This window comes from Corynebacterium sp. ACRPH (assembly GCF_022347285.1).
GTDB lineage: Bacteria > Actinomycetota > Actinomycetes > Mycobacteriales > Mycobacteriaceae > Corynebacterium.
Genome location: NZ_JAKRND010000011.1, coordinates 1 through 12,553, shown reverse-complemented (window position 1 = coordinate 12,553; position 12,553 = coordinate 1). Strand labels below are relative to the sequence as shown.

General features: G+C 63.2%; 9 protein-coding genes and 1 tRNA gene. 7 read left to right on the top strand and 3 right to left on the bottom strand.

The features are described from left to right. Positions 1 to 39 precede the first annotated feature (39 nt). From MHX66_RS07050 to MHX66_RS07040, 3 genes are all read left to right on the top strand, one after another. Complete coding sequence (locus tag MHX66_RS07050; RefSeq protein WP_239201668.1) at positions 40 to 1,035, top strand: Ppx/GppA phosphatase family protein; 996 nt, start codon at positions 40 to 42, stop codon at positions 1,033 to 1,035. Continuing rightward, positions 1,026 to 1,099, top strand: a tRNA-Leu gene (locus MHX66_RS07045). The genes MHX66_RS07050 and MHX66_RS07045 overlap by 10 nt, the downstream gene beginning before the upstream one ends. 155 nt (positions 1,100 to 1,254) lie before the next feature. Further along, the gene (locus MHX66_RS07040) at positions 1,255 to 2,418 is read left to right on the top strand and encodes an acyl-CoA dehydrogenase family protein (protein ID WP_239201665.1); all 1,164 of its coding nucleotides are present in this window, start codon (positions 1,255 to 1,257) and stop codon (positions 2,416 to 2,418) included. On the opposite strand, the gene MHX66_RS07035 is transcribed toward MHX66_RS07040, so the two are convergent. After that, entirely contained in the window at positions 2,415 to 3,590 is a 1,176-nt protein-coding gene (locus MHX66_RS07035; protein WP_239201662.1) for a hypothetical protein, read from the bottom strand. The genes MHX66_RS07040 and MHX66_RS07035 overlap by 4 nt on opposite strands. Before the next feature lie 123 nt (positions 3,591 to 3,713). Continuing rightward, positions 3,714 to 5,798 (bottom strand): acyltransferase family protein, encoded by a 2,085-nt coding sequence (locus tag MHX66_RS07030; protein WP_239201659.1) that lies wholly within the window; start codon positions 5,796 to 5,798, stop codon positions 3,714 to 3,716. Between the two features lie 199 nt (positions 5,799 to 5,997). On the opposite strand from MHX66_RS07030, the gene MHX66_RS07025 reads away from it, so the two are divergent. The 3 genes from MHX66_RS07025 (at position 5,998) to MHX66_RS07015 (ending at position 9,526) form a co-directional block, all read left to right on the top strand. After that, positions 5,998 to 7,644, top strand: a complete 1,647-nt coding sequence (locus tag MHX66_RS07025) for a bifunctional ADP-dependent NAD(P)H-hydrate dehydratase/NAD(P)H-hydrate epimerase (protein ID WP_239201656.1) — start codon at positions 5,998 to 6,000, stop codon at positions 7,642 to 7,644. 78 nt (positions 7,645 to 7,722) lie between these two features. After that, the gene (locus tag MHX66_RS07020; RefSeq protein ID WP_239201653.1) at positions 7,723 to 8,421 is read left to right on the top strand and encodes an SDR family oxidoreductase; all 699 of its coding nucleotides are present in this window, start codon (positions 7,723 to 7,725) and stop codon (positions 8,419 to 8,421) included. 7 nt (positions 8,422 to 8,428) lie between these two features. Then, entirely contained in the window at positions 8,429 to 9,526 is a 1,098-nt protein-coding gene (locus MHX66_RS07015; RefSeq protein WP_239201651.1) for an NAD(P)-binding domain-containing protein, read from the top strand. A gap of 83 nt (positions 9,527 to 9,609) precedes the next feature. On the opposite strand, the gene MHX66_RS07010 is transcribed toward MHX66_RS07015, so the two are convergent. Then, the gene (locus MHX66_RS07010) at positions 9,610 to 11,211 is read right to left on the bottom strand and encodes a succinic semialdehyde dehydrogenase (protein ID WP_239201649.1); all 1,602 of its coding nucleotides are present in this window, start codon (positions 11,209 to 11,211) and stop codon (positions 9,610 to 9,612) included. 216 nt (positions 11,212 to 11,427) lie between these two features. Here MHX66_RS07010 and MHX66_RS07005 point away from each other — a divergent pair, with 216 nt between their 5' ends. Then, positions 11,428 to 12,333, top strand: a complete 906-nt coding sequence (locus MHX66_RS07005) for a Bax inhibitor-1/YccA family protein (RefSeq protein WP_239201647.1) — start codon at positions 11,428 to 11,430, stop codon at positions 12,331 to 12,333. The last annotated feature ends 220 nt before the right edge of the window (positions 12,334 to 12,553 follow it).

Here is a 12,553-nt window from a genome sequence, read left to right as displayed (position 1 = left end):
TGGGTAGACCCAGAGCTGTCGCAGAGTAGCCTGGGAACCATGAGCACCGCCCAGAACCAGCGCCAGAACCAGCCCCAGACCCCCCGCTTCGCCGCCATCGACTGCGGCACGAATTCCATCCGCCTGCTGATCAGCGAGCGGACCCCGGACGGGCAGATTAACGAGCTCAACAGGGATAACATCATCGTGCGCCTGGGCCAAGGCGTGGATGCCACGGGGCGCTTCGCCGACGAAGCGCTGCAGCGCGTGGACAAGGCCCTGCAAATCTACGCCGACCGCATGGTTGAGTACGGCGTAGTGGACGTGATGATGGGAGCGACCTCCGCCACCCGCGATGCGGCGAACCGCGAGGAGTTCTTCGACATCACCCGCCGACACCTGGGGCGAGTGCGCGAGGGGGCGGTGGCGCAGGTGATCTCCGGCGAGCAGGAGGCGGAGCTGAGCTTCCACGGAGCCGTCACAGATCTGCCAAATGCGCAGGACCGCACCGTGTGCGTCATCGACCTGGGTGGTGGCTCCACCGAGTTCGTCGTACACGGTCCGGGGCGCGAGCCGCAGGCTTTCTCAGCAGACATGGGCTGTGTGCGCCTGACGGAGCGATTCCTGCAAGACCAGCCGCCGACGGAGCAGCAGGTCGCCGAGGCTCGCACCTTCGTAGGGGAGCTCATGGAGCAGGTGCGCTCTCACGTGGATCTGCGCGACGTGGATCAGGTCGTGGGCGTAGCGGGCACGATGACTACTCTCGCCGCCATCACCCTGGGGCTTTCCGAGTACGACTCGCGGGCTATCCACATGGCCACCCTGCCGCTGGAGGACTTCCGCGCCACGGCGCGTAATCTTTTGGGATTGACGCCACCCCAGCGCTGCGAGTACGGGCCTATGCACCCGGGCCGCGCGGATGTGATCGGTGGCGGTTCTATTGTGGTGGATGCCTTCACGAGCCAGTTCCTTGATTGGGGGCTTAGTGAGATTACGGTCAGCGAGAAGGATATATTGGACGGGATGCTGGCTGAGGTCATGGCACGCCCCCTATAGCCCAATTGGCAGAGGCAGCGGACTTAAAATCCGTTCAGTGTCGGTTCGAGTCCGACTGGGGGGACTCTTTGTTTCTCTTTTAGAGCTCCCTTTTTGAAAGTGAGCCAGATCACGATCGCGCTGTTGTAGCGTTGTTCCCAAGAAAGTATTTCGTCGGCAAAATCACATGCCGGCGCTTTGATTCGCTTTTGAGGATTCACTTTTGAGGGAGCCATCGACATGATCCTGGATAACTACCGCGCAACTTGGGAAACCGAGGAAACTGACGCCCTACGCCTTCATGCTCGCGAGTTTATCGCTAGGGAGGTAACTCCCAACGAGCTGAAGTGGGAAGAAAACCACCAGGTAGAGCGTGAGTTCTGGAACAAGGCCGGCGATGCTGGCCTGCTGTGTGCTTCCATCCCCGAGGAGTACGGCGGAGGCGGCGGCACCTTCGCCCACGAGGCGGTAATCCAGCAGGAGCTCGCCCTGGCTGGCAACTCTGCTTGGCACAACGGTGTGCACTCCGTGATCGTCGCCCACTACATCTACCAACTCGGCACGGAGGAGCAGCGTAAGCGCTGGCTGCCGGGAATGGCCAGCGGTGAGCTGGTCGGCGCTATCGCCATGACCGAGCCCGGCACCGGTTCCGACCTGCAGGCCATCAAGACCCGCGCGGAGCTGGACGGCGATGAGTGGGTAATCAACGGCTCGAAGACCTTCATCACCAACGGCACGCACTGCGACGTAGTGGTGATCGTCGCCCGCACCAACGACCAGCCGGGCGGCAGGGGATTGTCCTTGATCGTCGCTGAAACCAAGGACCTCGAGGGCTTCGAGCGTGGCCGCGTGCTGGACAAGATCGGCCAGCGGGGTCAGGACACCCGCGAGCTGTTCTTCACCGACATGCGCGTACCCGCCGATAACCTGCTGGGCGGACAGGAAGGTATGGGCTTCGTGCAGTTGATGCAGCAGCTGCCGCAGGAGCGCTTGATCCTGGCCATCGGAGGTTCATCTGCTTGCGAGGGCGCCGTGCGCGAAACCATCCGCTACGTCAACGAGCGCGAAGCTTTCGGCCGTCCGATCCTGGGGTTCCAGAACACCCAGTTCGTTCTGGCCGAGTGCGCGAGTGAGACGCTGGCAGCGAAGACGCTAACCGATTACTGCACGGCGCTACACATCGAGGGCAAGCTAACGACCGCGCAAGCTTCAGCCGCGAAGTACTTGGCCTCCGACCTGCAGAGCTCCGTGGCGGATCGCTGCCTGCAGCTGTTCGGCGGCTACGGTTTCATGCGCGAGTACCCGATCTCCCGCATGTACACGGATGCCCGCGTGCAGCGCATCTACGGTGGCACGAACGAGATTATGAAGCTGCTGATCGCCCGCGAGTTTAAGCAGGACTAGAGGAAGGTTGGCGGCTCGGCCAGCTCGAAGTCCGTGCCGCCATTCCAGATCAGGTAGACCTGCGTGCGCTGGGAGGGGGAGGACATGGGGTCTGAATCGCGGTATCCGAGGTAGTCGAAGAACAGCTTCCCATCCTCGATCTTTACCTCGTCAGCCGACTGGCCACGCAGACCCATAGTCGGCAGATCTTCGTCGAGGTCGTCCACCTGGGTGTAGCCCATCGGGGTGAGGTTCTTGTCGTACACCACGAAGTGGTTGACGAAGCTGTTTCCTCCCCGGTTGCTGTACATTTGCACAACGATTTCGTCCTCCCCGTCACCGTTAAGGTCGCCTTGGGCGTAGATTGGGGAAATCTCGTCACGACCAGCCTCAGGGTTGTCGCTGCCCAGGCCGATATTGAATCCATAGCCGGGTTCGCTGTATTTTCCATCCTTCAAAGTGACCGCCGGAAAATTCGCTTCATTAGAACGTTCGGCATCTTCCAGCACGCTGAAGTCAGGCACCGTCATTGAGGCCATCCGGGGGACCAGGTCGGCGGCGTCGAACTGCTCCCCGGACTCGCCTGCCCCATCGGACTCGCTTCCGTCGTCGGAGTCTTCGGCAGCTGGCTCCGCATCAGATCCTGCACCAGACTCTGCGTCAGGCTCTGCCCCTGAGGCTGCGGAAGGCTTGCCGGGTTCAGCTTCGCTACCGGAGGGCTCGGTAAGCTTCTTGTAGCCGAACAGACCACCGGCCAGCAGCAGGACGCAGACGATGAAGGTGACGAGTGCCGGCAGAAGCGCCGAACTCTTCTTCGGAGGCAGAACCTGCGCCATGGCCTGCGCTGCCGCAGGTGGGGGAGCCATGCCCGGGCCGAATGCAGGCACGGGGCCGGAGCCCGGGACAGCATCGGGGGCTGAATTGGGATTGAATGCTGGCTGTTGGGGTGGTGATACCGGCGCAAAAGGCTCCGTGGAGGGGTGCGTGCTGGAGTTAGTCGCCGCATCGGTCTCCGCAGCCGGAGCTTCGCCCGAGCGCACCACGTTCTTCCACTCGTTCCGCGAACTCCACTCGTTTCGCGAGTCGCGCGAGCTGCGAGTGCCATTCGCTGCCCCTGAGCTCTGCGAGTTCCACTGGTTCCGTTGGCTTCGCTGGTCTTGCTGGTTCCGGCTGCCGTTTTCCGGTGATTCCACGCCTGGGCTCCTACACGTTGAACCGCCTATGGGCGCTGATTGCACGAGCGCTGCATAAGCATTGCATTAAAGAAGAACGTACAGAAGCTTAGTGTGTTTCCGCACGTTCTTGGGAGTTTGGCTCTACAGCCCGGAGTTCACCACCAACTCGTCGGAGGGCTGGCCGCCCTTCGACTTCGGGTAGGCCTTGGCAAGGGCAGCCGGGAAGCGCTCGGCGCGCTGGCTGTTGCCCTCGGGGCCGTAGTGGGCGAAATCGCCCTCGGCAAACCACTCGGGCTTCGCCTCGGCGGCCCAGTCGTAGATTCGCAGGTTCGGGTAATCCTTCTGCGCGTCACGCAGAGCCTGGTTGAACTCCTCCATGTTGGAGTTCGCGTAGTAGCCCTCATCGGTATTGGTGGTGACAGTTGGCCACATGACCTTCTGATCACCCAGAATGTCCATCATGATCTTGATGCGCTCCGGGGCAGCTAGGTTTGCGCCCGCCGCGTAGTTCGCCGCATCGTTCACACCGGTAGCGATCACCCAGCAGGTATCCGGGCCAGCGGCGGTGGGCAGCAGCTCCTGTACGGAGTCGATGGCCGGCGGGTAGCTCTGCGAACCGTCCTCGGACTGCCATCCCTCGGTGGTATTGCGCGCGCCGAAGACACTGTCGATGACTTCCTCTGCGCCGTACTTCAGATACGTCTCGAAGGCCGTGTTTTCGGGATCGTTCACCATGTCGTTGGCGAACATGCCGATGGACGTGGAATCGCCGACATGCACCACGCGCTTGCAGCTCATCAGCTTGGAATCCGGTTCCTGGTCGACATCTTCGGCAGGCCCCTCAGCATTGGGGTTCTGCGGCCCCGCAGCCTTCCCAGCGCCACCCGGACGCTGCGACGGATTCAGCTCCATCGCAGGCTCGCCGCCCTTGCCCGCGCCAGCTTCCTGCTGGGATGCCGTGGGGTTGATGCTAATGGGCGTCGCACCAATAGCGACCACCGCGGCCAGCACCACAGCGGCACCGGAGGTGAAGTAGGTGGGGAAGGGCTGGCGGAAGATGCCCGAGGCAGCACCCGAGTTGTCGCGGTTGTCGCCGACCTCGCGGTCTGCCTTGCGGCTGCGCAGCCATGCCTTGATCGGCGGGATCACGCCGTGCTTGCGGATCGGGTCCTCGATAAGCGTCCAGCTGATAGCGGCCAGGGCAATGCTCACGCCGATGGTGATGGCGCTGGCCAGCAGCTTGTTGCCCTCCAGCCACGACTGCGGCATAAAGGCGATCGCCGGCATGTGCCACAGGTAAATGCCATAGGAACGCTCGCCGAGCCAGCGGATCGGGCCAAAGCCCAGCACCCGGCTCCACAGGCTCTGCGGGTGCAGCACGGAGAAGATCGCCAGCACGGAAGCGATGGAAAGCAGGAGCAGCCCGCCGTGGTATAGGAACATCGACTCCTGTTCCACCAGCACGACGAGTGCCACGATGCCCGCCACGCCGATAAGGCCAAACAGGTTCGCGGTGCTTTTTGCAGGCTCGATGGATTTACCCGCTTGGCGGCGGGAGGATAGCCAAATCGCCAGGCACGCGCCCAGCAGCAGGCCTCCGGCGCGGGTATCGGTGCCTTCGTATGCGCGGGTGTTATCCATCCCCGGGGCTGCCAGCACCCACATCCAGGCAAAAGAGGCACCTGCCAGCAGCAAAGTTCCAACAAGCGCGCCGATCCGCGAGCGGGTAACAACCAGCAGCACAAGCAGCACCAGGGGCCAGAGCAGATAGAACTGCTCTTCGACGGATAGCGACCACATGTGGCTCAGCGGGCTCGGCCCGCCGAAGTTATCCCAGTAGGACTTTTCCTGGAAGATGGTGTGCCAGTTGTTTACGTAGAACAGGGCGGAAAGCGCTTCCCAGAAACGATCGGTGAGCTCGTCTCGGGCAAGCGCCGCAGTCAGAATCAGAGTGGCAAGCAGCGTGACTATCACCGCCGGCATAAGGCGCCGGAACCTGCGCAGCCAGAAGGTGCGGAGCGTCAGGTTGCCCTTCTTGTCCCATGAACGCATGAGGTTCGCGGTGATGAGGTAACCCGAGAGCGTGAAGAACACGCCCACGCCCATGAGGCCTCCGACGAAGCCGGGAACGTGCAGGTGGTACAGCACAACCACGGCAACTGCGATCGTCCGCAGCCCGTCGAGTCCGGATACGTACCGCTGATTCTTGTTTATTGGGCGAGGCATGTGATGCGAATGAACCTTTTTTCAAAACTGAGGCGCTTATGAGGTTTTATGCGCGCCGCCGGCGCGTCAGTTCAGACTATGCAGTCTAGCCCTTTGGGGAACCTTTGGGAAACGATTTTTTAGGACGCCCTCACGCGGGCGGGGCTGGAGGCCTGATTCGAGCGCAGGGTAGGTGCGCTGCACACCTATCATGGGAGACATGCGCACTCTCTACACAGCCCAGGACATCCGCACCGCAGAGGCCGCCTTGTTCCCCCGCGAGCAGCGGGAGGACGAGCTGATGCAGTCCGCCGCGCACGCAGTGGCGGTCGTGGCGGAAAAGATGCTGGCCCAGGCAGAAGAGCCGGCGGGCGCCGCAGAGAATTCCGTGTTGCTGCTGGTCGGCCCGGGTGGCAACGGTGGCGATGCGTTGTATGCCGGCGCGGTTCTTGCGATGCAGGGAAGGAAGGTCGAGGCCTACCCGCTCGAAGGTACCGACCGCGTGCACGAGCGCGCCGCGCGGGCCTTCACTGCGGCTGGCGGAAGCTTCGTCGGGCTGGAGCGAGCAGACAGCTATCGCGTGATCGTCGACGGGATGTTCGGCCTCGGCGGACGTGGCGAGATCCCGGTGGAGGTCGATGAGTTCCTGCGGGAGGCCCAGGGGGTTCGCACCGACAGGCGGCGCCGGGCTCGCGTGCTGGCCATCGACCTTCCCAGCGGTGTGGTTGCCGATACCGGCAAGGCGCCGGGCAGGCACGTTAGTGCCGACGTGACCGTGACCTTCGGTGGGCTGCGCCGGGCGCACGGCCTCAGTGCCGAGTGCGGAACGGTGCTGTGCGAGGACATCAACCTGGACGATGGCTCTGTGCTTTCTGCTGAGCTGGCCAGGCTCCAAAGCGCCGTCTCTTTGTGGCACACGCCGGTCGAGCGCCTCGCGCCGGCAGGTTTGGCCGCGCAGCTGCTCGACGGCCCGGAACCATTGCCCGGGGAGCTGCCCGGCGAACCGGGGGCCTTGGACGACAAGTACTCCGGCGGGGTAGTAGGCATCTGCGCGGGTAGCAAGAACTATCTGGGAGCAGGCGTGCTGGCCACGCTCGCGGCGGTGAACACCACCAGCTCGATGGTGCGCTACATCGGCGAACACCCCGAATACGTTCTGGCGACCACCCCGGAAGTCGTCGTGCACCCCGTCGTCCGCGGGGCCGGGCAGGTGCAGGCGCGCATGGTCGGCTCCGGTCGCGGCACGGATCGCGATGCCCGCGACGAACTGCTCGCCGTTCTAGACATGGTGCAGCCCTTGGTTCTGGACGCCGACGCGATCACCGTCCTGGCGAAGAACCCTGACGCTCTAGAGATCCTGCGTGCGCGCAACGCTCCCACACTGCTCACCCCGCACGATGGGGAGTTCGACCGGCTGGCCAAGGCGGCCGGACTGCCGGCGGAATCGCCGGACCGGATCACCTCCACAGAACGGCTGGCACGTGAACTGAACTGCACAGTTTTGCTGAAGGGCCGTTTCACCATCATCGCCAACCCACAGCGCACCGTGGTTGTCGATACCGCATCGTCCTGGGCCGCCACTCCCGGATCCGGCGACGTGTTAGCGGGAATTCTGGGCGCACTGGTGGCGCGCGATGCCGGCAAGCGGGCGCGGGATACCGGATACACAGAAGCCGGCCAGTACGAGTTGGAGGCGCACGAGGCAGACTACGTGGTCGATTCGGCTGCGGTTGGTGTGGCTATCCACGCTGCGGCGTCATATATGGCCTCCCTTACCCCGTACGGCCCGGCGCCGACCTCGGCGCTGAAGATCGCGCAGCACATCCCGCATGCAACGGCGTGGCTGGGCACAGTGGTGCAGGGTTAGGCGCCCGATCACGAACAACGCGAGAACACGCAAGGGCACAGAGCAAGAGAACAACAGAGCAAAGGAAGGAAAGCAACAATGGATCGCAAAATCGCACTGATCACCGGCGGCACGCGAGGCATTGGCCTGGCGATTGCCCGCGAATTGCAGGACGACTACCACCTGATCATCGGCGGCAGCTCGGAGAAGGCCCACGACGTTGCCTCCCAGTTCCCGAGCGCGCAAGGCTTCGTGGCGAACCTCGCCGATACGGAAGGCATCGGTACAGCCGTGGCGGAACTGGGGCTGGACAGCCTGGACGTGCTGGTGCACTCCGCGGGTGTGGTGGCCCACGACCCGGTCACCGAAACCACTCCTAAGCAGTGGAAACACGCTTTCGACATCAACCTGTTTGCGGTTGCGGAGCTCACCCGGCAGCTCCTCGGCGCACTGCAGGCAGCGCACGGAACCGTGGTGACGATCAACTCCGGCGCGGGCTACCGCTCCAGCGTGGGCTTCGGGCCATACGCCACCACGAAGTTCGCCCTGCGTGCCTACACCGATGCGCTGCGGGAGGAGCAGCGCGACAAGATCCGCGTGAGCTCCATCCACCCGGGCAAGGTCGATTCCGACATGCAGCGCCAGATCCAGACCCACCGCGGCGTGGCCGAAGCGGACTATGACGAAACCCAGTACTTGCGCCCCGAGTCCGTGGCTAAGGCCGTGCGCCTGGCCATTGATGCGACGGACGATGCCATGGTCGAGTCTCTGACGATCCGCCCGGCCAACGGGCGCTAAGTTTTACATGGCTCACCCAGAATCTGACCCAAGCCGCGTGCTGGACTGTGCCATTGTCGGCGGCGGCCAGTCCGCCCTCGCCACGGCCTTCTATTTGCGCCGGGAGGGAAGGCGGGGCCGCAAGGCTCCCGACTTTGCGGTGTTCGACGATCAGCCTGCGCCAGGCGGGGCCTGGCGGCACATGTGGCCGTCGATGACGTTGTTTTCCGCCACCAATTTCTCCAACCTTCCGGGCATGCCGATGCCCAGTTACGAAGGGGCTAAGGGCTATCCGCCGCCTGGCCATGTGATCGACTACCTGCGGGAATACGAGCGCCGCTACGACCTGCCCGTCGTTCGTCCCGTGCATATCGAACGGGTGGAGTACGACGAGCCGAGTGGGCTGTTTCATCTACACGCCCGCCCGGGTAGCGGCGCTGGCGACTCGTCTAGCGCCTCCCACACCAGCCGCCCCCGAACCTGGCGCGCCCGCACCGTCGTCGCGGCCACTGGCACCTGGTCTGCGCCTTTCGTTCCCTATTATCCCGGCGAGTTTGCTGGCCAGCAGTGGCACACCGCCACCTACCCAGGGCCGGAGCCGTTCGCCGGCTCCTCCGTCGCAGTCGTCGGAGCGGCTAACTCGGGCGCGCAGATCGCCGCCGACCTGGCCGATGTCGCTGACGTCACCTGGTTCGTCCGCCACTCGCCTCGCTGGATGCCAGACGATGTCGACGGCGCGGAGCTCTTCCGCCGCAACCGCGAACGCTACCTCGCCATTGCCGCAGGTAAGGAAGACCCCGGCGCCGATTCCAGCCTCGGGGACATCGTCATGCTCCCCGCGGTCCGCCGCGCCCGAGACACCGGCCGCCTGCACCCCACGCCGATGTTCTCCTCCCTCGACGAAATCACCGCCGACCACCTGGTCTGGTGCACCGGATTCCGCCCCGCCCTCGGCCCTTTTCGTGGGTTGCTCTCTTTTCGTGGTGACGCCCCCTCGCCCCAGCATCCCGGCCTTTTCCTCGTGGGCTATGGCGATTGGGTGGGTCCCGGCTCCGCTACCATCACTGGCGTGGGAGTGCATGCAAAAAGGGTGGCCGCCGAGGTAGTGGCGGCCACCCGTGGGTGACGGCAGCGCGAGCTTCGCACGGCGGGCTTTGCTGCAAGGCCTACTGCAAACTACAGCGCAGTTTCGGCGCTACTTCAGCACAGTTACGGCAGCATGCGGAAGGTCTTGCCGGCCTTCAGCAGCGTGAGCATCACCTTGGAGAAGCTTTTCCGGCTAAGGGACTCCGGCCCGCGGAAGTACATGAAGCGCTGCGAGGTGACGTTCTGCGTTGCCGTGTACTTCTGCAACCCTTCCGCGCCGTGGCGGTGGGAGACACCGGATTCCTTCATGCCGCCCATGGGGTTATCGATGGCCGCCCAACTGGAGGTGTAGCCATCGTTCAAAGCCACCGAACCGGACTCGATCTTCGGGCCGATCTTCCAGGCAGTGTCGTCGGCGGCGAACACAGAGGCGTTCAGGCCGTAGTCAGTGTCATTGGCCAGCTCGATCGCGTCGTACAGATCCTCTACCGGCTCGATGTACACCACCGGGCCGAAGACCTCCTCGGTGCGCAGCAGCGCATCCTCCGGAACGTCCACCATGACCGTCGGCTCGTAGAAGTAAGGGCCCAGATCCGGGCGCTTCTTACCACCGCACAGGATGTTCGCGCCCTTCTCGCGGGCGTCCTCCACATACTTTTCCACGGTCTCCAGCTGGCTAGCAGAAGCCAGCGAGCCCATCTGTGTTTCCCATTCGAAGCCGCTGCCCAGGCTCATGGACTGCACGCGAGAGGAAAACGCGCCCACGAAATCCTCGTAGGACGCACGCTCGACGTAGATGCGCTCGATGGAAACACACAGCTGACCGGAGTTAGAGAAGCACGCATCGATAGCGCCGCGAGCCGCGTAATTGACGTCCGCGTCGTTGGCGATGATCAGCGGGTTCTTGCCGCCCAGCTCGGCGGAGTAGCCGATCAGACGACGGCCAACCTGCTCGCCCAAAACCTTGCCCGTTGCGGTAGAGCCCGTGAACATCAAGAAGTCGCACTGATCCGCAATGGCACTACCAACCACGCGGCCGGAACCGGTAACTAACTGCACCAGGTCGCGCGGCAGTCCGGCGTCAAAAAGAAACTTAAAGACCAAAAGCGAGGTAAAAGGTGTAGCAGAGTCGGGCTTAGCGACCACAGCGTTTCCAGCGAGCAGCGCGGGGATCGCGTCGCCAATGCCGAGGGACAGCGGGTAATTCCACGGGCTGATCTGGCCGACCGCGCCCAGCGGGTGACGGTACTCGATGGACTTCGCCACGATCGACATCGCCGAGGCGCGCTTGCGCGGCTTCATGAACTTTTCCACGTTGTTGGAGTAGTAGCGCGCATTGTTGGCGACGTCCATGACCTCGTCAAACGCGCTGGCGCGGTTCTTTCCGGTCTCCAGCTGCACCATGTCGCAGAGCAGTTCTGCGTTCTTCAGGACCAGATCGTGGAAGCGGCGGAAGATGCGCTTGCGCTCGGCGAAGGGGACATGCACCCAGGACTGCTGGGCGCGGCGGGCGAAGCGGAAGGCTTCGGTGACATCGTCGGCATCACCGCTGGCGACCCAGCCGATCGTCTCGCCGAGGAAAGGGGCCTCGATCTCCAGGCGCTTGCCGTCGTAATCGTCGTTGAGGTTGTGCAGGCGGGCGTTGGTGGTGAGTTCGCGCAGCTCTGCTTCCAGATCGGCGGGCAGAGCGGCTACGGATAGGCGCTTGTAGTTGGTTCGTTTCATGTTTGGGAGACTACCTAAAAGGCTCGGGGAGTGTGTTCGATCTAGAACATTTCTAAGCAAATGAATAATCGCCGAAAGGGCTGGGGAGTGCGAACTTTTGCTTGTGGGAACCTTTAAGCAGGCTTAGCCGTTGGTAGGATGTACGCGAAAGCGCCGGTGGCTAATTGCTAGGCTCCGGCACCGAAAATGACCAGCACAACTTTGGAGTACTAAAGAATGAAGAGTTCGAACCCGTTTATGGGGTCGCTGGCCAAGAACCAGGGCCAGCACCCGTTCGCACAACAGGGCAACCAGGGTGGCTACGGCCAGCAGGGCGGTTACGGTCAGCAGGGGATGAACCCCTACGCGACTTCCGCTCACGGTGGTGTACAGACCGCCGCTATGGGTTACGGCATGCAGGATGCGGCTAACTACGGCCAGGCTGGCAGCGCCGACCGTCCGATGACCGTCGATGACGTTGTTACCAAGACCGGCATAACCCTGGCCGTGATCATTGCTCTGGCAGTGGTGAACTTCATCATCGGCCTGAACAACCCCGGCCTGGCGATGATTCTGACCTTCGTCGGCATGATCGGTGGCCTGATCGCCGTTCTGGTTTCTGCCTTCGGCAAGAAGTACGACTCCGCGCCGGTGACGCTGACCTACGCGGCCTTCGAAGGCCTGTTCGTTGGTGGCTTTACGTTCCTGGTATCTGGCGCTGCGGTTGGTGATACTGACGCCGGCATGCTCATTGCCCAGGCGGTTCTGGGAACCATTGGCGTGTTCATTGGCATGCTGTTTGTTTACAAGACCGGTGCTATCCGCGTGACCCCGAAGTTCACCCGCTTCCTGGTGGGGGCCATGATCGGCATCCTGGTTCTGGCTCTGGGCAACCTGGTGTTCGCGCTGGTTACGGGATCCGCAGGCGCCCTGCGTGACGGTGGTCCGATCGCTATCATCTTCTCCCTGGTCTGCATCGGTATCGCAGCCATGAGCTTCCTGCTGGACTTCGACCAGGCTGACCGACTGGTCCGCGCTGGTGCTCCGTCGAAGATGGCTTGGGGTGTGGCGCTGGGCCTGGCCGTCACCCTGGTCTGGCTGTACACCGAGATTCTGCGCCTGCTGTCCTACTTCAGGGACTAGCGCTTCAGAGGCTAGCGGCTAGCGCTTGAGGTGCTAGCGCCCGAGGTGCCAGCGCCCGAGATGTCAGTGCCTTGGAGCCAGCGCTCGAGGTGCTAGGGCTATAGGGCCAGGGCATTTGGCGCCTGGTTTTTAGACTTTGAGGCGCTGTTAGTTGAGGGGCTTCCGGTTTACCGGGAGCCCCTTTCTGCTGCCCATAGGGGGCTGTCGCATAGGGGCGGGG

Excerpts from the sequence above, each read along its gene's own strand:
- MHX66_RS07040 (WP_239201665.1), top strand. The coding sequence starts at position 1,255 with ATGATCCTGGATAACTACCGCGCAACTTGGGAAACCGAGGAAACTGAC.
- MHX66_RS07005 (WP_239201647.1), top strand. The coding sequence starts at position 11,428 with ATGAAGAGTTCGAACCCGTTTATGGGGTCGCTGGCCAAGAACCAGGGC.
- MHX66_RS07020 (WP_239201653.1), top strand. The coding sequence starts at position 7,723 with ATGGATCGCAAAATCGCACTGATCACCGGCGGCACGCGAGGCATTGGC.
- MHX66_RS07050 (WP_239201668.1), top strand. The coding sequence starts at position 40 with ATGAGCACCGCCCAGAACCAGCGCCAGAACCAGCCCCAGACCCCCCGC.
- MHX66_RS07010 (WP_239201649.1), bottom strand. The coding sequence starts at position 11,211 with ATGAAACGAACCAACTACAAGCGCCTATCCGTAGCCGCTCTGCCCGCC.
- MHX66_RS07015 (WP_239201651.1), top strand. The coding sequence starts at position 8,429 with ATGGCTCACCCAGAATCTGACCCAAGCCGCGTGCTGGACTGTGCCATT.
- MHX66_RS07025 (WP_239201656.1), top strand. The coding sequence starts at position 5,998 with ATGCGCACTCTCTACACAGCCCAGGACATCCGCACCGCAGAGGCCGCC.
- MHX66_RS07030 (WP_239201659.1), bottom strand. The coding sequence starts at position 5,798 with ATGCCTCGCCCAATAAACAAGAATCAGCGGTACGTATCCGGACTCGAC.